This window comes from Streptomyces sp. NPDC107517 (assembly GCF_055582645.1).
In genome coordinates this window covers 759,260-777,768 of record NZ_JBVJPM010000001.1, presented here as the reverse complement: position 1 = coordinate 777,768, position 18,509 = coordinate 759,260, and the positions used below count along the sequence as shown (strand labels likewise).

General features: G+C 71.9%; 18 protein-coding genes. 7 read left to right on the top strand and 11 right to left on the bottom strand.

Annotated elements, in window-relative coordinates; genetic code table 11:
* Positions 1-5: 5 nt before the first annotated feature.
* From ACZ67T_RS03285 to ACZ67T_RS03275, 3 genes are all read right to left on the bottom strand, one after another.
* On the bottom strand, positions 6-1,031 hold the full coding sequence (locus tag ACZ67T_RS03285; RefSeq protein ID WP_469981261.1) for an LLM class F420-dependent oxidoreductase: 1,026 nt from the start codon (positions 1,029-1,031) through the stop codon (positions 6-8).
* A complete protein-coding gene (locus tag ACZ67T_RS03280) occupies positions 1,031-2,167 on the bottom strand; it encodes a CaiB/BaiF CoA transferase family protein (RefSeq protein WP_469981260.1) in 1,137 nt (378 codons plus the stop codon). The genes ACZ67T_RS03285 and ACZ67T_RS03280 overlap by 1 nt, the downstream gene beginning before the upstream one ends.
* Positions 2,168-2,358: 191 nt before the next feature.
* Positions 2,359-2,679, bottom strand: a complete 321-nt coding sequence (locus ACZ67T_RS03275; protein WP_469981381.1) for an MmcQ/YjbR family DNA-binding protein — start codon at positions 2,677-2,679, stop codon at positions 2,359-2,361.
* Positions 2,680-2,890: 211 nt separating this feature from the next.
* On the opposite strand from ACZ67T_RS03275, the gene ACZ67T_RS03270 reads away from it, so the two are divergent.
* Positions 2,891-4,093 carry a saccharopine dehydrogenase family protein gene (locus ACZ67T_RS03270; RefSeq protein WP_469981259.1) on the top strand — a complete coding sequence of 401 codons (1,203 nt, stop codon included), beginning with the start codon at positions 2,891-2,893 and terminating at the stop codon, positions 4,091-4,093.
* Between the two features lie 32 nt (positions 4,094-4,125).
* On the opposite strand, the gene ACZ67T_RS03265 is transcribed toward ACZ67T_RS03270, so the two are convergent.
* On the bottom strand, positions 4,126-4,830 hold the full coding sequence (locus ACZ67T_RS03265; protein WP_469981258.1) for an endonuclease V: 705 nt from the start codon (positions 4,828-4,830) through the stop codon (positions 4,126-4,128).
* Between the two features lie 55 nt (positions 4,831-4,885).
* Here ACZ67T_RS03265 and ACZ67T_RS03260 point away from each other — a divergent pair, with 55 nt between their 5' ends.
* On the top strand, positions 4,886-5,185 hold the full coding sequence (locus ACZ67T_RS03260) for a YciI family protein (protein WP_469981257.1): 300 nt from the start codon (positions 4,886-4,888) through the stop codon (positions 5,183-5,185).
* A 22-nt stretch (positions 5,186-5,207) separates the two neighbouring features.
* On the opposite strand, the gene ACZ67T_RS03255 is transcribed toward ACZ67T_RS03260, so the two are convergent.
* Positions 5,208-6,311, bottom strand: coding sequence for a WD40/YVTN/BNR-like repeat-containing protein (locus tag ACZ67T_RS03255; protein WP_469981256.1), 1,104 nt, complete (start codon positions 6,309-6,311; stop codon positions 5,208-5,210).
* Between the two features lie 249 nt (positions 6,312-6,560).
* Here ACZ67T_RS03255 and ssgD point away from each other — a divergent pair, with 249 nt between their 5' ends.
* Positions 6,561-6,977, top strand: a complete 417-nt coding sequence (gene ssgD, locus ACZ67T_RS03250; protein WP_469981255.1) for a spore wall synthesis regulator SsgD — start codon at positions 6,561-6,563, stop codon at positions 6,975-6,977.
* A gap of 18 nt (positions 6,978-6,995) precedes the next feature.
* Here the strand turns inward: ssgD and ACZ67T_RS03245 are convergent, their stop codons facing one another.
* On the bottom strand, positions 6,996-7,841 hold the full coding sequence (locus tag ACZ67T_RS03245) for an isocitrate lyase/PEP mutase family protein (RefSeq protein WP_469981254.1): 846 nt from the start codon (positions 7,839-7,841) through the stop codon (positions 6,996-6,998).
* Positions 7,842-7,930: 89 nt separating this feature from the next.
* Positions 7,931-8,677 (bottom strand): GOLPH3/VPS74 family protein, encoded by a 747-nt coding sequence (locus ACZ67T_RS03240; protein ID WP_469981253.1) that lies wholly within the window; start codon positions 8,675-8,677, stop codon positions 7,931-7,933.
* Positions 8,678-8,982: 305 nt separating this feature from the next.
* On the opposite strand from ACZ67T_RS03240, the gene ACZ67T_RS03235 reads away from it, so the two are divergent.
* The 3 genes from ACZ67T_RS03235 (at position 8,983) to ACZ67T_RS03225 (ending at position 12,687) form a co-directional block, all read left to right on the top strand.
* On the top strand, positions 8,983-10,617 hold the full coding sequence (locus ACZ67T_RS03235) for an ABC-F family ATP-binding cassette domain-containing protein (RefSeq protein ID WP_469981252.1): 1,635 nt from the start codon (positions 8,983-8,985) through the stop codon (positions 10,615-10,617).
* A gap of 150 nt (positions 10,618-10,767) precedes the next feature.
* Positions 10,768-11,544, top strand: a complete 777-nt coding sequence (ddaH, locus tag ACZ67T_RS03230; RefSeq protein ID WP_469981251.1) for a dimethylargininase — start codon at positions 10,768-10,770, stop codon at positions 11,542-11,544.
* 165 nt (positions 11,545-11,709) lie between these two features.
* Positions 11,710-12,687: an acyl-ACP desaturase gene (locus tag ACZ67T_RS03225; protein ID WP_469981250.1), complete on the top strand. Its 978-nt coding sequence runs from the start codon at positions 11,710-11,712 to the stop codon at positions 12,685-12,687.
* A gap of 71 nt (positions 12,688-12,758) precedes the next feature.
* Here the strand turns inward: ACZ67T_RS03225 and ACZ67T_RS03220 are convergent, their stop codons facing one another.
* A complete protein-coding gene (locus ACZ67T_RS03220; RefSeq protein ID WP_469981380.1) occupies positions 12,759-12,998 on the bottom strand; it encodes a WhiB family transcriptional regulator in 240 nt (79 codons plus the stop codon).
* A gap of 184 nt (positions 12,999-13,182) precedes the next feature.
* Entirely contained in the window at positions 13,183-13,974 is a 792-nt protein-coding gene (locus tag ACZ67T_RS03215) for a VOC family protein (protein WP_469981249.1), read from the bottom strand.
* A gap of 348 nt (positions 13,975-14,322) precedes the next feature.
* On the opposite strand from ACZ67T_RS03215, the gene ACZ67T_RS03210 reads away from it, so the two are divergent.
* Positions 14,323-15,549: a glycoside hydrolase family 64 protein gene (locus ACZ67T_RS03210; RefSeq protein ID WP_469981248.1), complete on the top strand. Its 1,227-nt coding sequence runs from the start codon at positions 14,323-14,325 to the stop codon at positions 15,547-15,549.
* A 12-nt stretch (positions 15,550-15,561) separates the two neighbouring features.
* On the opposite strand, the gene ACZ67T_RS03205 is transcribed toward ACZ67T_RS03210, so the two are convergent.
* Positions 15,562-17,151: a GMC family oxidoreductase gene (locus tag ACZ67T_RS03205; RefSeq protein ID WP_469981247.1), complete on the bottom strand. Its 1,590-nt coding sequence runs from the start codon at positions 17,149-17,151 to the stop codon at positions 15,562-15,564.
* A 185-nt stretch (positions 17,152-17,336) separates the two neighbouring features.
* On the bottom strand, positions 17,337-18,311 hold the full coding sequence (locus ACZ67T_RS03200; protein WP_469981246.1) for a multicopper oxidase domain-containing protein: 975 nt from the start codon (positions 18,309-18,311) through the stop codon (positions 17,337-17,339).
* Positions 18,312-18,509 lie beyond the last annotated feature (198 nt).

Here is an 18,509-nt window from a genome sequence, read left to right as displayed (position 1 = left end):
CTCCCCTACAGCCAGTTCTTGACGGTCTCGACCAGCCGGGCGGGCTCGGGGCCGACCGGGATGACGTTCAGCATGGTGACGCCGGCGGCGCGGAAGGCCTCGACACGCTCACGCACATAGCTCTCGGGCCCGCACAGGCTCATGAGCTCGCAGAACTCGTCCGGGACGGCGGCCTCCGCCTCCTTCTTCTTCCCGGAGAGGTAGAGCTCCTGGATGAGCTTGGCCTCTTTCTCGTAGCCGTAGGCGACGGCGAGGTCGTTGTAGAAGTTCTTGCCGACCGCGCCCATGCCGCCCACGTAGAGGGCGATGTTGGGGCGGGCGAGGTCGCGGGCGGCTGCCGCGTCCTCGCCGATGGCGAGCAGTCCGCCGGCGACGACCTGGAGCGGCCCGAGCTCGGGGGCGCGCTTGGCGGCGCCCTCGGCGAGCGGGGTGCCCCACACCTCGTGGGCCTTCTCGGGAATGAAGAGCGTGGGCAGCCAGCCGTCGGCGATCTCGGCGGTCATCCGCACGTTCGCCGGGCCCAACGAGGCGACGTACAACGGAACTTCGGGGCGTATCGGCTTGGAGAGGATCTTCAGGGGCTTGCCGAGCCTGCCGCCCTTCTCCGGGGGCAGCGGCATGTCCGTGATGCCGTGGTGGTCGATGATCTCGCGGCGCAGGATGCGGCGGGTCAGCTCGATGGTCTCGCGGGTGCGGCCGAGCGGCTTGTCGTACGCCTTGCCGTGCCAGCCCTCGACGACCTGCGGGCCCGACGCGCCCAGGCCGATGACGGCGCGGCCGCCGGAGACGGCGTCGAGTCCGGCGGCGGTCTGGGCGATGAGGGCGGGGGTGCGCGAGTAGACGTTGAGGATCGCGGCGCCGATCTTCATGCGCTCGGTGCGGGCGGCGAGATAGCCCATGATCGTGGGCGAGTCGAAGCCGTAGGCCTCCGCGACCCAGACGGCGTCGAGGCCCGCCGACTCGAGCGCGGCGGCGTCGTCGGCCGCCTGCCGGGGGTCGGCTGCGTAGGCGAGGGGTGCGGACAGCTCCATCAGTTCTCTTCCTTCGTCAGGCTCGGTACGTCCCAGTCGCGGGCCACCCCGGCGGTGTCGGCGCCCGGCTGCGCGGGGCCGCTGCGGACGGCGGTGGGGGTCGCGGAGAAGCGGGGTGCGGGGGCGGGCTGGGTGATGCCGCCGTGGTCGGTGAAGGTGCCGCGCGCCGCCAGGTGGGGGTGGCCGGGCGCCTCGCGCAGGGACAGGACCGGCGCCACGCACGCGTCGGACCCCTCGAAGACGGCCGTCCACTCCTCACGGGTACGGGTCTTGAAGCGGGCGGCGACGGCGTCGCGCAGCTCGCCCCAGCGGGCGAGGTCCTTGCGGGCGCGGGCCGTGTCCCCGATGCCGAGGAGTGCGCTGAACTCGTCGTAGAACTGCTGCTCGAGGGCGCCGACCGCCATGTACTGGCCGTCGGAGGTCTCGTACGTCCCGTAGAACGGGCATCCGCCGTCGAGGAGGTTGCTGGCGCGCCGGTCCTGCCAGCTGCCGGCCGCCAGCATGCCGTGGATCATCGAGGCGAGGTGCGAGGCGCCGTCGACGATCGCGGCGTCCACGACCTGGCCCGCTCCGGTGTCGCGCGCGTGGTGGAGGGCGGCGAGGATGCCGACGACGAGGTAGAGCGAGCCGCCCGCGAAGTCCCCGACGAGGTTCGCGGGGACCGTCGGCGGTTCGTCCGGCTTGCCGAACATGCCGAGGGTGCCGGTGAGGGCGATGTACGCGATGTCGTGCCCGGCGCTCTGGGCGAGAGGGCCGTCCTGGCCCCAGCCGGTCATTCGTCCGTAGACGAGGCGCGGGTTGCGGGCGTGGCAGGCGTCGGGGCCGACGCCGAGGCGCTCGGCGACGCCTGGACGGTAGCCCTCGATGAGGACGTCCGCCTTGGCGACGAGGTCGAGGACGCGCCCCGGACCGTCGTCCGCCTTGAGGTCGATGAGGACGGAGCGCTTGTTGCGGTTGGTGATGTCGTACTCGGGGTCGATCGCGAGCCCGGCGCCCCCGGGGCGGTCCACGCGCACGACATCGGCGCCCAGGTCGGCGAGGAGCATCGCGGCGAACGGGCCCGGGCCGATGCCCGCCAGTTCGACCACGCGCACCCCGGCGAGCGGGCCGCTGTCTGTCATCCCTGCCACTGCCATCGAGCCCCCAGCGCTGTGACACAACTGATGTAACACCAGCGATGCTAAGAACGTGTTCCACTCAGCACAACCCCTGGCGAGCAAGCGCTTAGTAATTTACGACGCACTGCTCCGGTGGGGCCAGGAGGCGCGTACGGATTCGGAGGAACTCGACTCTGAGGGCATACGTCACATCCGGCCGGCGGCGCTGCTCATCGCGCGTCCAGTTCGGCGACGAGCTTCTTCGTGGCCACCGCCCGATAGCTCTCCTCCACCCAGTCGCAGAGCAGCTCCGCGCCCGGGGCGCCCCTCACGTCCAGGGGGATCCGCACCCAGCCCGCCCTGCCGAGGCCGTACCCGGCGGGCTCGGCGCCGGGGGTCGTGAGCGCATGCGCGTGGGCCTCCTCGTCCCCGAGCTTGACCGTGAGCCCCATCGGACAGCTGCCGTCGTCGACGCCGAGGAACACGAACACCTTCTTGTTCACCTTCGCGACCGTCTCGCCCCAGGGGAAGTCCTCCGTGGCACCCGGCATCCCGAGGGCGAACTCCCTTACCCGCGCCCACGTCTTGAGCGCCCGCTGCGACGGCTTCCTCGGCTCGGCCACGAAGACCTCCCGCTCCGGGCGGGGCACCTGAACCTCCGCTCGCCCCTCACGCTAGCCTCGGCCACCGACAACGGCGCGCGGCACAGGGCTGAGGGGTGTCATGACGAGGCAGGACAGCGGGCACGGCAAGGATCGGGACATGCGGGACAGGCCCGGCAGAGCCGACAGGGCGGACCGCGAGTACGACATCGTGCTCTTCGGGGCGACCGGGTTCGCCGGTGCGCTCACCGCCGAGTATCTGGCGGCCCACGCGCCCCAGGGGCTGCGGTGGGCCGTCGCGGGGCGTGACACGGGGAAGCTGGAGCGGCTGCGCGAGCGCCTCACCGCGATCGACCCCGCGTGCGCCGTGCTGCCGCTGGTCCGCGCGGACGTCGCCGACCCGGCGTCCCTGCGCGCCCTCGCGGCACGCACGCGCGTGGTGGCCACGACCGTCGGCCCGTACGTCACGTACGGCCAGGACCTGGTGGCGGCGTGCGCCGAGGAGGGCACCGACTACACGGACCTGTGCGGCGAGCCCGAGTTCGTCGACGTCACCTACGTCCGGCACGACGCCCGCGCGCGGGAGACCGGGGCGCGCCTCGTCCACGCGTGCGGCTTCGACTCGATCCCGCACGACCTGGGCGTGCTCTTCACGGTGGGTCAGCTCCCCGAGGACGTGCCGCTGCGCATCGACGGGTTCGTGCGGTCGAACGCGACGTTCTCGGGCGGCACGTTCGCGTCCGCGCTGACGCAGTTCTCGCGGGGCCGGCAGATGCTGGCCGCGCAGCAGGACCGGCGGCGTCACCAGCCACGCCTCGTCGGCCGCAGGGCGTACGCGCCGACGGGCGCGCCCCGCTACGCCAAGGAGGTCGACGCGTGGGCCCTGCCGCTCCCGACGATCGACCCGCAGATCGTGCAGCGGTCCGCGCGGGCCCTGGAGCGCTACGGTCCCGACTTCCGCTACCGGCACTACGCGGCGGTGCGGCACCTGCCCGTCGCGTTCGGCGGCGTCGCGGCCACGGGTGCGCTGTTCGCCGCCGCCCAACTGCCGCCCGCGCGCAGGTGGCTGTCCGATCGGCTCAAGCCGGGTGACGGCCCGGACGAGGCGCGGCGCGCGGCCAGCTGGTTCTCGGTGCGCTTCGTCGGCGAGGGCGGCGGCCGCCGCGTGTACACGGAGGTCTCGGGCGGGGACCCCGGCTACGACGAGACGGCGAAGATGCTCGGCGAGTCGGCCATGTGCCTGGCCCTGGACGACCTGCCCGAAACCTCGGGCCAGGTCACCACGGCCGTCGCGATGGGCGATGCCCTGACGACCCGCCTGCGGGACGCGGGGATCACGTTCCGGGTGGCGGCCACGCGGTAGGGGCAGGTGCGCTCCGGGGACGCGGCGCGTCGCTACGCGCGCGTGGCGCCCTCCTGGGCCTCCGCCAGCGCTCGCCTGCACAGGGCGTCCGCTCTGCGGGTCGTCTCGGGCTGGCGGTACTTCGGCGTGAGGCTCAGGGTGTGGGCGCACGCCGTGTCAAGGCTCGTGCGGTGGCCGACCGAGACGTAGACGGGCTTGACGCCGTCGCGGGTCCGCAGCGCCCGGCCGACCTCCTCGTCGCCGTCCAGCAGGGGCGCGGTGCTGCCGCGCGGCGGCGCCGGCTCCTCGTGCGTGAAGGTGAACGGGTTCTTCGCGACACCGATCGTGGGCAGCCCCGTCAGGACGCCGAGGTGGCTGGCGAGACCGAAGCGGCGCGGGTGGGCGAGGCCGTACCCGTCGCAGACGACAAGGCCGGGGCCGGAGTCGAGGCCCTCCAGGGCGGCGACGACGGTCGGGATCTCGCGGAAGGCCAGCAGGCCCGGCACGTACGGGAAGGAGATCCGGCCGACGGCCGTGGACTCCTCGACGACGTCGAGGGTCGCCGCGTCGAGCACGACGGCCGCCGCCGCGACGAGGTCGCGCTCGTCGTCGTACGCCACGTCGACACCGGTCACGAGTCCGGTGCCGGGCGGGGGCCCCGGCTCGTCGAGGACGACGCGGACGCGCAGTTCGTCCTGGACCGCGCGCGCGGCACGCTCGTCGGTGGGCCAGTCGGCGAGGATCTGTCGGTGGCTCATGATGGCGACCACCATAAGGCCGGGGCGCCGGTGGGCCGCGGGTAGCCTGGCGATCATGTTTGTACTCGAACTGACCTACACGGCCCCGGTCGAGCGTGTCGACCCGCTGCTCGAAGCGCACGTCGCCTGGCTCGACGAGCAGTACGAAGCCGGCGTCTTCATCGCTTCCGGCCGCAAGAACCCGCGCGACGGCGGGATCATCCTCGCCGTCGGGGACGACCGCACGCGGATCGAGAAGATCACGGCGGCCGACCCCTTCGTCACCGGCGACGTGTGCACGTACCGCGTCACGGAGTTCATCGCGACGAAGACGGCGCCCGAACTGTCCCGTTTCCGGCAGCAGTTGGCCGGCTAGTCGGCTCGGATCCCGGCCTCGGTCACCGTTCCAGCCGGGCGATGCGTCCCTTCTCGCCCGAGGCCCAGCACGCGCCGTCGTGCGTGCAGTCCGCCGTGTCGTACGAGCCCGTGTCGACGGTGCGCCAGGTGCGGCCCGCGTCGAGGGTGAGGTCGGTCCCCGTCGGGCCGACCGCGAGGGCGCTCGTCCGGCTGTGCGGGAGCCAGGTGACGCCCGAGCGGTAGGCGGGGACGGGCGCGGCGGACGGCGTCCAGGTGCGGCCGCCGTCGCGTGTGCCGGCCGAAGCCCGGTGGGAGGCCTGGTCCGCGCGGTAGTCGCCGCCGACCGCGATGCCGTGCGTACGGTCGCGGAACGCGAGGCCGAAGACGCCGCGCGCCGGGTCACCCGCCGGGACCGGGACGTCGGTCGCCCGCCAGGTCAGGCCACGGTCCGAAGAGTGCAGCACGCGGGCGCGTGCGGCCCCGCCCGTGGCCAGCCACACATCGCGCGGACCGGAACTGACCAGGCACTGGCCGCTCGCCGCGAACCCGGCCTCGCCCTCCTGCGCCGCGGGCATTCCGTCACTGGGCAGGACGTCCCAGGAGCGTCCTCCGTCACGCGTGGACAGGATCCGGAACCTGCCGTCCACGGGGTCGCTCATCGCGAGGCCGTGGCGCGCGTCGAAGAAGGTCAGGCAGTCGTAGAACGCCTTCGGGTCGGAGTTGCGGAAGGACTCGGTCCAGGTGGCCCCGCCGTCGTCCGTGCGGAACACCCGCGAGGCGTCGCCCTCACCGATGGCGAGGACGACCGCGCGCCGGCTGTCGAAGGCCTCGATGTCGCGGAACTCCAGCTCGCCCGCGCCCGGCGGCGACACGTTCCGCCAGTGGGCGCCGCCGTCCGAGGTGCGAAGGACCGTGCCCTTGGCCCCGGCCACCCATGCGGCGTCGCGGTTCACGGCGGCGAGCCCCCGGAACCGCGCGTCGGTACCGGACCCCTTCAAGGCCCAGTGCGGCTTCGCCCGCGCGTGCCCTCCGTCGGCCTGCGCACCGGCGGCCTGCGCCGGACCCGCCGGAGCGAACGCGAGGGCGAGTGCCGCCCCTGCCAGCCCCATGGACACCATGCGTCGCGACTTCCCCATGCCCCTCATGGCGGGCGAAGCTAGCCCACTCCCCCGGCCCCGTCCAGATAGCCCGCGCGCCGGAGCGACGGATACCGGTGACCGAGGTCACTCACCTTTCCTCGGCCGTTCGGTGCACGGATTCCCTCGTTCCGCCGTCTCTTCAAGTGGCGGGGAGTCCTACCCGCCGTCCCACCCGTCGTCCGACTTGCCGACCGACCCGCCGTCCGAGCCGTTGCCCGAACCGCCGTCCGTTCAGCCGTCACAAGGGAGCAGGCGTTGTCCACCGTCATCGAGCAAGCCGTAGAGGCCCGTCTCGTCGCCGCCGCGCCGCGGATGTCGACCATTCCCGCGACGTTGCGCTACGACATGCGGAACCCCTTCGCCGTGCGCATGTCGTTCCCCGCGCCGGCCACCCTCGAGGGCGTCGACGTGAGCTGGACGTTCGCCCGCGAGCTGCTCTCGGCCGGGGTGCGCGAGCCGGCCGGCGCGGGCGACGTCCGGGTACGGCCGTACGGCTACGACCGCACGGTCCTGGAGTTCCACGCCCGCGAGGGCACCGCGATCGTGCACGTCCGGACGGGCGAGGTGCGCCGCTTCCTCAGAAGTACGGCGGCGCTGGTGCCGGTGGGCGACGAGTATCTGCACATGGACCTCGACGGCGATCTCGCGGACCTCATGCGCGACGCGTTCTGACCAGCCGCTCGCCCGGGCTCAACTCCCCCCGCCGAGCAGGGCGTTGAGCTCTCCGTATTCGAGCCCGCCGGCCAGACTCTCGTACGTTCCCTCGGTGAGCAGTTCCCGGGCCGCCCTGCGGACGAGGGCGTGCGCGGCCTGCGCGATGCCCCCGCCGACGCTGATCCGGGCAACCCCGAGCGCGGCGAACTCGGCCACGGAGGGCGCCCCGGGCCACGCCATCACGCCGAGCGGCCCGTCGACGCCGGCGACGAGCGCCTTCACGGTCACGGGGTCGACGACCCCCGGGACGAAGATCCCGTCCGCTCCCGCCGCGAGGTAGGCTTCGGCCCGCTCCAGCGTCGCCGCGAGCCGCTCCTCCGGCTTCCCCACGCCCATCAGATACGTGTCGGTACGGGCATTCACGAACAGCGCCACGCCCTCCGCGTCCGCCGCCGCGCGGGCCACCGCGATCCGCTCCGCCTGCGCCTCCACGGGCCGCAGCGGGGCGCTCCCGCCGTGCCAGGCGTCCTCGATGTTGACGCCGACCGCTCCGGCGTCGAGGACGGCGCGCACGGTGACGGCGACGTCCTGGGCCTCGTCGGCATAGCCGCTCTCGATGTCCGCGGTCACCGGCACGTCCACGGCGGCGGCGATCCGCGCGACGGCGCTCAACGCTTCGTCCCTGCCGAGCCGGTCCCCGTCGGCCGCGCCGAGGTCCCAGGCCAGCCCGGCGCTGGTGGTGGCGACGGCGGCGGCTCCGGCGTCCACGACGATGCGGGCACTCGCGACGTCCCATGCATTGGGCAGGACGAGCGGGCGGCCGGCGACGTGCTGCGAACGGAAGGCCAGGGCCTGGTCATTGAGGTGCTTACGGTTCGTCATGCCGTACAGCCAACCACCCGGCTCCCGCGTACGGCTGGCAGAAATCCGACACGTACGTGTGACCCACGCTCAACCCTGCGCCCCCGTGTTCAGCCCCCGCCCGCCGAGGCCCGCGACGCCTCCGCCGCCCTGACGGCCGCGGCGAGCGCGGCGCGGATGTCGCCCAGGCTCTGCCGCAGTTCGGGGGAGACGCCGCCGGCGCGCGCGGCGAGGTGGTCGAGGCGGTCCTTGTGCGTGCGGCTGACCTTGCCGGGGATCAGCCGGCGCAGCTTGCCCGTGGCGGCGAGCACCGCGAGTACCGCGTCGTCCTCGTCCACCCGGCCGGCCGGCTCGGCGCCCTCCAGCGCGCCGAGCACCTCGGCCCGCAGCACCTCGACGTAACCGGCGCGCTCCAGGCCGTAGCGGGTCACGGGGAAGAGCCCGAAGACGCGCTTGCGCTCGGCCGACAGATAGCCCTCGGAGGCGAGTTGACGGCGCACGGTGTCGAGGGTGGCGCCGGAGCGGTAGCCGATCCAGGTACGCCATGAGCGCGGCCGCGACTCCTCTGCGAGTTCCATCAGTTCGTCGAGGACGGGGTCGCCGGTGCGCGCGTCGAAGACCGGGGTGACGACGCCGTCCACGTCGCTGATGATGCGGCGCCGGGCCAGTTCGACGAGTGCGGCCGCGCGGACCGCAAGCGCAAGGTCCGGGGCTCCGGAGATCCTGCCTTTCTCCGTGTCGAAGCCCAGCAGGCAGAGCCGGGCGGGCAGCGAGAGCGAGCCGTGGGGCACGAGGGCCTCCTCCTGGAGGGCGGGTGCGCGGAGGTTCAGGCGGGTGCGCGGGGCGCGGAGGTCCAATTTAATTCGTTGACGGCCCCCATCCGCCTTCGTACGGTGTTGAGCGTTCCCGTAGATCCTGATGTCGTCGATCGGAGCAGGACGTTGTTCCTCTGAGGTTCTGAGACACCGCGTCACGCGGCCGCACCCCACCGGTGCGCCACGTGTCCTGCGTGTGCGACCTCGGACGACCGAGCCGTCCTCCCGCCTGAATCCGGCACAGGACTGTCCCTCGCGCCCTGCGCGCTCTCGTCGCTTCCGGCTGTGGTCGTCCGCGGTGTCCCCATGCGCTGCCCACCGTTCCCACCGAGCGACCGCGAGGCCGTATGTCTACCTCTTCCACTTCCCTCACCTGCACCTCCCTCACCTTCGCCTGGCCCGACGGCACACGGGTCTTCGATGGCCTCCAGGCCGCCTTCGGCCCCGGCAGGACCGGGCTCATCGGCCTCAACGGCGCCGGGAAATCAACCCTGTTGAAGCTGATCGCCGGAGAACTCACCCCGACCGACGGAGCCGTGAAGGTGGCCGGCGAGATCGGCTATCTGCCGCAGAACGTCACTCTCGAAACCTCGCTGCGCGTCGACGAGGCCCTCGGCATCGCCGGTGCCCGCGCGGCCCTGCACGCCATCGAGGCGGGGGATGTACGCGACGAGCTGTTCGCCGCGGTCGGCGACGACTGGGACGTCGAGGAGCGGGCCGTCGCGGCTCTCGACGGGCTCGGGCTCGGCCGCATCGGTCTCGACCGCACCGTCGGCGAGCTCTCGGGAGGCGAGTCCGTGCTGATCCGCCTCGCCGCGCTGCTCCTGCGCCGCCCGGACGTGCTGCTGCTCGACGAGCCGACGAACAACCTCGACCTGCCCGCCCGCAGGCGCCTGTACGCGGCGGTGGAGGCGTGGCCGGGCGTCATGATCGTGGTCAGCCACGACCGCGAACTCCTGGAGCAGGTCGACCAGATCGCCGATCTGCGCGCGGGTGACCTCGTTCGGTACGGCGGGAACCTCTCCGCGTACGAGGAGGCGCTCGCGACCGAGCAGGAGGCGGCGGAGCGCATGCTGCGGGTCGCCGGTGCCGATCTGAAGAAGCAGCAGCGTGAACTGGTGGACGCCCAGGTCAAGTTGGCCCGGCGCAAGCGCTACGGACAGAAGATGTGGGACACCAAGCGCGAGCCGAAGGCGATCATGGCCCAGCGCAAGCGGCAGGCCCAGGTCTCGGCGGGCAAGCACCGCCAACTGCACGAGGGCCGGCTCGCCGAGGCGAAGGAGCGGCTCGACGAGGCGGTGGAGGCCGTGCGTGACGACGACGAGATCCGCGTCGATCTGCCGCACACGACGGTGCCGCCGGGCCGCCGCGTCTTCACGCTGCTCCAGCTGCGGATGGCCTACGGAGCGTGCGTGGAGGGCGAGTTCGAGGTGCGCGGGCCGGAGCGGATCGCGCTCGTGGGGCGCAACGGTTCGGGCAAGACCACGCTCCTGCGCACGATCGCCGGGGACCTCGATCCCGTTGCGGGTGAGGCATTGGCACACGTCCCGCTGCGCTTCCTGCCGCAGCGGCTGGATGTGCTCGACGAGGAGCTGACCGTCGCCGAGAACGTGGCGCGGTTCGCTCCCGGAGTCACGAACAACCGCGTCAGGGCGCGGCTCGCCCACTTCCTGTTCAAGGGGGCACGGGCCGATCAGGCGGCGGCGACCCTCTCGGGCGGCGAGCGGTTCAGGGCGACCCTCGCGGCACTGATGCTCGCCGAGCCGGCGCCCCAGCTGCTGATGCTCGACGAGCCGACGAACAACCTCGACCTGGCGAGCGTCCGGCAGCTGACCACGGCCCTGGAGTCCTACGAGGGCGCGCTGCTCGTCGCGAGCCACGACCTGCCGTTCCTGAAGTCCATCGGGGTCACGCGGACACTGCTCATGGAGGGAGGCCGGCTGCGGGACATCACGACGAAGGAGGGCGGGTACGGCGGATAGCCGCGAGTCGGGCGGGCGCAACGGCACACGAGCAGGGGATTCCGTCACCGGCGCCGGGCTGTGCATGATGTCCGCGCCGGACCGTCCAGGAGCCGGCCCCCGCCCGCCCGAGCCCGCCCCCGAGCAGTCCAGTCCCGAGGAGAGCCGCCCGTGCCCAGCCAGAAGGCCTTGATCCGCCGCCCGGGACCGCGCCTCGCCGACGGGCTCGTCACGCACGTCGAGCGCACGCCTGTCGATCCGGAACTGGCGCTCACCCAGTGGGAAGCCTACGTCGCGGCGCTCGGGGAGCACGGCTGGGAGACGGTCGAGGTCGGGGCCGCCGACGAGTGCCCCGACGCGGTCTTCGTCGAGGACGCGGTCGTCATGTACCGCAACGTCGCGCTGATCACCCGGCCCGGCGCCGCGTCCCGGCGCGCGGAGACGGCCGGCGTCGAGGAGGCCGTGGCCCGGCTCGGCTGCTCCGTGAACCGGGTGCGGGAACCCGGCACCCTCGACGGCGGCGACGTCCTCAAGGTCGGCGACACGATCTACGTGGGCCGCGGCGGGCGCACGAACGCGGACGGCGTGCGCCAGCTGCGGGCCGCCTTCGAGCCGCTCGGGGCACAGGTCGTCGCCGTACCGGTCAGCAAGGTGCTGCACCTGAAGTCGGCCGTGACGGCCCTGCCCGACGGCACGGTCGTCGGGCACGAGCCGATGGTGGACGCACCGTCCCTCTTCCCGCGCTTCCTGCCCGTCCCGGAAGAGGCCGGCGCGCATGTGGTGCTCCTGGGCGGCGGGAAGCTCCTGATGGCGGCGAGCACGCCGAGGACGGCGGAGCTGTACGCGGATCTCGGACTGGAGCCGGTTCCGGTGGACATCGGCGAGTTCGAGAAGCTCGAGGGCTGTGTGACGTGCCTCTCAGTCAGGCTCCGCGAGCTGCACTCCTGAGGCGCAATGAAGCCTTGGAGGCCACTGAGACCGGAGGGGCCGGTTCCGGGGGGCCCTTTACAGGGGGTTTAACCTACGGCAACGTAACCTACGACACCGTAGGTACAACCGCTCGTGCCTGCGATTCGACTCCTCGCACTACTCCCGTCCCCCCCTGGAGCCCTCGTGACCATCGCCTCTCCCCACCTCGGCAGCTCGTCCTCCACCTGGACGGACGCCCAGCTGCTGTACGCGCTGGAGGAAGTGGTCGAGAAGGAACTGAACCGGCACCTCAAGGTCGCCAAGGACTGGATGCCGCACGAGTACGTGCCGTGGGCCGACGCCCGTAACTTCCCCGGCTTCTTCGAGGACGGCGAGGCCTGGGCCAAGGACCAGTCCAAGGTCACCGAGATCGGTCGGGTCGCGCTCGTCGTCAACCTGCTGACCGAGGACAACCTCCCCAGCTACCACCACGAGATCGCCTCCCTCTTCGGCCGCGACGGCGCCTGGGGCACCTGGGTGCACCGCTGGACCGCCGAGGAGGGACGCCACGGCATCGTGATGCGTGACTACCTGCTGGCGTCGCGCGCCGTCGACCCGGACCAGCTCGAGCAGTTCCGCATGGCGCACATGGCCGAGGGCTTCGAGTCCGACAACCGGCACTCGATGCTGCACTCGGTCGCGTACGTCGCCTTCCAGGAGCTCGCGACCCGCGTCTCGCACCGCAACACCGGCCACCAGTCGGGCGACCCGGTCTGCGACCGCATGCTGGCGCGCATCGCCACCGACGAGAACCTGCACATGGTCTTCTACCGGAACCTGCTCGGCGCGGCCTTCGAGCTCGCCCCCGACCTCACGATGCAGGCCGTGCGCGACGTCGTCGTCAACTTCCGGATGCCCGGACACGGCATGCCCGGCTTCGAGCGCGCCGCCGCCCAGATGGCCATCGGCGAGATCTACAACATGCGCATCCACCACGACGACGTGATCCAGCCCGTCCTGCGCTTCCTGAAGGTCCTGGACATCGACGGGCTCGGCCCGGAGGGTCTCAAGGCCCAGGAGGAGCTCGGTCTGTACATGGGCGGCCTGGACAGCGAGGCCGCCAAGTTCGACGAGAAGCTCGCCGCCCGCAAGGCCCGCATGGCGGCCCGCGCCGCCGGCTGACCGCCCCCGTCACGCAAGCACGCCCCGGGCCACGCGCCCGGGGCGTGCCGCGTCATGGGCGTGCGGCCCGCTCAGCCGCGGCGCAGCCGGTGGCGTTCCTTCTCGGAGAGGCCTCCCCAGACGCCGAAGCGCTCGTCATTGGCGAGGGCGTACTCCAGGCAGGCGGAGCGCATCTCGCACCGGCCACAGATGCTCTTCGCCTCGCGTACCGAGCTGCCGGGCTCGGGAAAGAAGAAGTCGGCGCCCGTCTGGGCGCACAGCGCCTCGTCCTGCCAGGAGGGGACGGACACGGCCGCACCCTCCGGCTTCACGGCCTGCCGCGCGGAGGTGGAGGCCCCGGGAGGGCTCGTGACGGGGCGCAGCGTGTGGTTCGAGTACATGCCACTGATCGTGCCGCGCGGCGAAAAACAGACGATCAACGACTGATCAACGCGGCGCGCCGGGCGGATTCGGCCTGTGCCCTCCCGGCCCCTCCGGGACGTGCCCGGATCCGGCTCAGGTCTGGTCCGGGTCCCCCTTGATCACCGCGAAGCGGGCGCCCTGCGGGTCGGTGAGCTTGGCGATGCGGCCGACGCCCGGCAGGTTCGTGGGCGCGAAGCGCACCTTACCGCCGAGCTCCAGCGCCCGGGCGGCGATCGCGTCGACGTCCGGCACATGGAAGTACGGCGACCAGTGCGCCCCGATGTCGGACTCCGCCGGGTCGTCGCCCAGCGTGACCATGCCGCCGAACATGTCGTCCTCGCCCGTGCCCGCCGGGTTCACCGTCACATAGGTGCCGCCGGGGAACGGCACGTCGAACGTGCCCCAGCCGAGCACCGAGCCGTAGAAGTCCTTGGCCACCGCGACATCCGAGGTGTACAGCTCGATCCAGTTGAGCGAGCCGTCCTGTGTGGCGAGGCCCAGGCCCTTGTGCCGACCGGGCTGCCAGATGCCGAACGTCGCCCCGGCGGGATCGGCGATGATCGCCATGCGGCCCAGGTCCGTCACGTCCATGGGCCGGAAGGGCACGGATCCGCCGGCCTGCTCGGCGGCCTTCACCGTCGCGTCCACGTCCTGCGTCTGGAAATAGACGGTCCAGGACGGCGGCGCCTGGTCGGGCGTGACGGTCATGCCGCCGGCGACGACCTTGCCGTCCAGCAGGAACAGACCGTAACCACCGACCTCGGGGCCGCCCGACTGGAAGTGCCAGTCGAAGAGCCCGCTGTAGAAGGAAAAGGCGGAGTCGAGATGCGGGGTTCCGAGATCAAGCCAGTTCGGCGAGCCGTCGACGAAACGGGTGGTGAGCATGGTGCCCTCCTCGTTGAGGGTGCCCCCCTTGCAGGGGTCCCGTTGCCTCCTCACCGAGTCTGGCACCGCGCACTGACAATGGCCGCTCCACGCGCTGTCACCGCGCGCCGCCGCCACGCGCTGTCACCCCGCGCAGCCGCCGCTCCGGACCGGCGCCGAGTCGCCGATGAGCCGCCGACCGGCCTCGACCGTTCCACCGCGCAGCCGACGCCCGGCCTCACCGAGCCATCGCAAGCCATCACCAAGAGTTGAACGATTCACAGAAATGGGAGCGCTCCCCGTCACAAGTCTTGACCCGTCGCGCCGCACTCGCAACAGTGGGGCTCCCCCACATCTCAGGAGTCCTCCGTGATATCGCGCAGACTGTTCCTGACCGGCGCCGCCACGGCCGCCACCGCACTCACCTACCCGGCCTGGGGCAGCGCCCTCAGCCCGGACGCCACGGCAGCACCCGCCACCTGCGAACTCGCCCTGCAGAACAAGTCGTTGCCCGGCACCGTGCGTGCCTATGTCACGGGCCACGAGCAGGGCACCGACCGCTGGGTGCTGCTCAAGCCCGACGGCGGGGTCTACCACCCCGACTCGCCGTCAGCCCCACAGACCCCGCTGCCCGTCGACTGCGCCATCCCGCTGGGCGCGGCGGGTTCGGCCCCGAAGATCCTGACGCTCCCTCAGATGTACGGCGCCCGAGTCTACTTCGTGCGCGACGACACGCTCGACTTCTTCCTCAACCCGGGCCCCGCGCTCGTCGAGCCGGCCTTCGCGACCTCCACCGACGCGAACTACGGGAAGACCTGGTCGTTCTGTGAATTCACCTTCAACTCCGACCAGTTGTACGCGAACATCAGCTACGTCGACCTGGTGACGGCCCTGCCCATCGGCCTGACCCTGGAGGGCGATGCCACGCACACCGTCGCACCGCTCCCGGACGGCGCGGTGGACAGGATCGCCGCGGATCTCGCGGCCCAGACCGCCAGGGACGGGCAGCCCTGGGACAAGCTCGTCATCCGCGGTGGCGACGGCAAGGTCCTGCGCGTCATCTCGCCGCAGAACCTGATGGCCCCGTACTTCGACCGCCCCGACCAGATGCCGTTCCGGAACGTCTGGGACAGCTATGTCGACCAGGTCTGGGAGAAGTACCGCACGACGGACCTGAAGATCGACCTCCAGGGCGGCCGGGGCGTCTTCACGGGCCGGGTCAGCGGCGACACCCTCACCTTCAACGGCGGGCACACCTTCCCCAAGCCCGCCTCGAAGGACATCTTCACCTGCAACCACGGCCCGTTCACCAACAACCCCGGCGACCCCGACGACAAGAAGGGCCTCCTCGCCCGTCTCGCCGCCGGGTTCAACCGCAGCATCATGCTGACCCACCCCGAGCAGCCGAACGGCACCTCGACCGCCGACTACTACCAGGGCGACGTCACCAACCACTGGTCGCGGGTCGTGCACGCCAACTCGCCCATCGGGTACGCCTTCCCGTACGACGACGTGCGTCCCGACGGGCAGCCGGACGTGTCCGGCGCGGCGAACGACGGGAACCCGCGGCGCTTCACCGTCAGCGTCGGATCGTAGGTCCCGGACGGTTCATGCCCCGGCGTCCTCGCGGATGAGCTCTGCCGCCTTCTCCGCGAGGGCGACGGTCGGGGCATGGGTGTGGCCGCGGGTGATGCGCGGCATCACCGAGGCGTCGACGACGCGCAGGGCCTCCACGCCCCTGACCCGCAGCCGCGGGTCCGTCACCGAGCCCTCGTCGGCGCCCATCCGGCAGGTGCCGACCGGGTGGTAGAGCGTCTCGGCGCCCGCGCGGATCACCCCCGCGAGCTCCTCGTCGTCGACGGCCCCCGGGTACGGCGCGAGGGGCCCGTCGGTGTAGGCGGCGAACGGCTCGGCCGCGAAGAGCTCCTCGGCACGGCGCACTCCGGCGATCAGCGTGCGCAGGTCCTCGTCCCGGGACAGATAGCCCGGGTCGATCAGCGGCCGCGCCGAGGGGTCGGCCCCGCCCGGAGTGATGCTGCCCTTGCTCTCCGGCTGCAGAAGGACGACGCCGATCGTGATGCCGTGCTCGACGGGCGGGGTGAGCCCGTGGTTGACGAACGGCACGGGCGCGTAGATCAACTCGATGTCGGGCGAGGTCAGTTCGGGACGGGTCTTGATGAAGGCGACCGCCTCGCCGACGTTCGACGTGAGCGGTCCGCGGCCGGAGAGCAGGAAGCGGCCCACATTGGTCAGGGAGTCCGCGCCGGTGAGGGTGACGGGCCGGGGACAGCGCATCGTCACGGCGTAGGAGAGGTGGTCCTGGAGGTGACGGCCCACGTCGGGGGACGCGACGCGGACGTCGATCCCGGCCTCGGCGAGCTGCTCGGGGTCGCCCACGCCCGCCTGCTGGAGCAGTTGCGGCGAACCGATCGCGCCCGCGCTGAGGATGACCTCGCGGCGCGCCCGCAGGATGCCGGGGACGCCCTCGGCGACGACGCCGGCCACGCGGGTGCCGTCGAAGTCGAGGCGCGTGACCCGGGCGTCGGTGTGAATGTGCAGGTTGGGCCTGTTCCTGGCCGGCTTCAGATAGCCGTCGGCCGCGCTCCACCGGCGGCCGCGGTGCTGGTTGAGCGGGGTGAGCGCGAAGCCGCCGTGGTCCTCGTGGTTCAGCTCCGGCAGCTCGCGCAGCCCGTCGCCGCGGCAGGCGTCGAGGAAGGCGGACGTCGTCTCGTTCGGGTCGCGCGGCGGGGAGATCCACAAGGGGCCCTGGGTGCCGTGCGGGGAGTCGGCCCGCTGGGTGCCCGCCCAGCGTTCGGCGCGCTGGAAGTAGCGCGCGAACTGCTCGTACGACCACTCCTCGCCGGCCGCCTCGCCCCACGCGTCGTAGTCGTCGCGGTGGCCGCGCACCCACATCATGGCGTTCATCGAGGAGGAGCCGCCGAGTGTGTGGCCCCGCGGCCAATACAGCTCGCGGCCGTCGAGCCGGGACTGCTTCGACGTCGAGTAGTCCCAGTCGTACGGCGTCTTGAACAGCTTGGGGAACGCGGCCGGGATGCGGATCTCGGTCTTGCGGTCGCGCGGGCCCGACTCGACGAGCGCGACGCGCACGGCCGGATCCTCCGACAGCCGCGCGGCCAGCACGGAGCCGGCCGACCCTGCCCCGACGATGACGTAGTCGTACTCGCTGTCCTTGCTCAACTCGGCTCCCGGTGTGAGTGGTTGGGATGTCAGGCGTTGATCTCCGTCGTCCCGGGAGGTGTACACCCGTGGCGCACTCCCGGGAACGGTCTTCGCAACTTCGCCTCACGAATCCCTGCACCGGCACGAAGGCCCCGCCGTCCGGCACACCTCCTCCGGGAGCCGCTCCGCCGCGGCCGCCGGTGCTACATGGTGTGGTCCGCCGCGTGGTGCGGCTCGTAGCCCGGGATCGTGCCGTCCTCCTTCTTCACCAGGAAGAGCCCCACCATCCCCATGTCGGAGTGGCTCTGGACATGGCAGTGGTACATCCAGGCGCCCGCCCCGACCCCCTCGCCCGCGATGATCTGGAAGCCGAACGAGTCCGCGGGGCCGACGATCTTGTTGTCGACGACCCGGCTCGGGTCGTCCGGGCCGGTCAGCATGCCCGTGCGGTTGTCCGCCCAGCGATGACCGTGCATGTGGAAGGTGTGGTAGTACTCGCCGTGCGTGATCATGACGATCTCGACGCGATCGCCCACCGTGGCCTCGAAGTCGGGGCCTTCGTGCGCCGGCTTGTTGTTGATGGTCATGTCGTTGAAGACGACGGTGAACGTGGTGTCCGGGAGGACGTCGCCCTTGCGCCGGACGATCACCGGCCCGTACAGGCCCTTGCGGATGCCGCCGGTGCCGTGTTCCGTGCCGACGACGTGGTCGTGGTAGTGCCAGTACCCCGCACTGCCCGCGCGCCACGTGCCGTCCTTGCGCCGGCCCGGGGCGTGGGTGCGCCAGGTGTAGGTGCGCTTGCCGCCGGGCTCGACGTCGCTCTTGTTGAGCTTGGTGCCGTCGCTGGAGACCTCGTAGTCGAGGCCGTGGACGTGCAGGCTGGCCGCCACGTCCATCGTGTTCTCGAACTCGATGTGCAGGGTGTCGCCCTCGTTGAGCTCGATCAGAGGTCCGGGCACGGACGCCTTGCCCTTCTCGAACCCATAGCCCATCTGCCCGTCCGCGAGCTTCTCGGCGTACATCTTGATGCGCTTGACCTCACCCCCGGCCGGAGCCGTGCGCACCGGGCCGTCCGCGGGGGCGGCGTCCGTCGCCGCGATGAGCGACAACGATGTCGCGGTCGTCGCGACGGCGGCCCCGCCCATCATCACCCGCCGGTTGAAGCTGCGCCTGTCCATGCCGAACTCCCCACCCTCGTACGGGACTTGCGGACGTGCCACCAGTGCCTGCAGTGACGGCCAGAGAGACGGTAACCGGGTGATCTTCGTTTATCCACACTCAGGACAAAGTTCGCGCCAGTGCAGCCATACCTATTGGCGCGCCGCGAAAAGAGGTCTAGCTTCATCGGCGCCGTACCTGTGACCGACGAGGGGTGG

Excerpts from the sequence above, each read along its gene's own strand:
- ACZ67T_RS03285 (WP_469981261.1), bottom strand. The coding sequence starts at position 1,031 with ATGGAGCTGTCCGCACCCCTCGCCTACGCAGCCGACCCCCGGCAGGCG.
- ACZ67T_RS03280 (WP_469981260.1), bottom strand. The coding sequence starts at position 2,167 with ATGGCAGTGGCAGGGATGACAGACAGCGGCCCGCTCGCCGGGGTGCGC.
- ACZ67T_RS03275 (WP_469981381.1), bottom strand. The coding sequence starts at position 2,679 with ATGCCGGGTGCCACGGAGGACTTCCCCTGGGGCGAGACGGTCGCGAAG.
- ACZ67T_RS03270 (WP_469981259.1), top strand. The coding sequence starts at position 2,891 with ATGCGGGACAGGCCCGGCAGAGCCGACAGGGCGGACCGCGAGTACGAC.
- ACZ67T_RS03265 (WP_469981258.1), bottom strand. The coding sequence starts at position 4,830 with ATGAGCCACCGACAGATCCTCGCCGACTGGCCCACCGACGAGCGTGCC.
- ACZ67T_RS03260 (WP_469981257.1), top strand. The coding sequence starts at position 4,886 with ATGTTTGTACTCGAACTGACCTACACGGCCCCGGTCGAGCGTGTCGAC.
- ACZ67T_RS03255 (WP_469981256.1), bottom strand. The coding sequence starts at position 6,311 with ATGAGGGGCATGGGGAAGTCGCGACGCATGGTGTCCATGGGGCTGGCA.
- ACZ67T_RS03245 (WP_469981254.1), bottom strand. The coding sequence starts at position 7,841 with ATGACGAACCGTAAGCACCTCAATGACCAGGCCCTGGCCTTCCGTTCG.
- ACZ67T_RS03235 (WP_469981252.1), top strand. The coding sequence starts at position 8,983 with ATGTCTACCTCTTCCACTTCCCTCACCTGCACCTCCCTCACCTTCGCC.
- ACZ67T_RS03215 (WP_469981249.1), bottom strand. The coding sequence starts at position 13,974 with ATGCTCACCACCCGTTTCGTCGACGGCTCGCCGAACTGGCTTGATCTC.
- ACZ67T_RS03200 (WP_469981246.1), bottom strand. The coding sequence starts at position 18,311 with ATGGACAGGCGCAGCTTCAACCGGCGGGTGATGATGGGCGGGGCCGCC.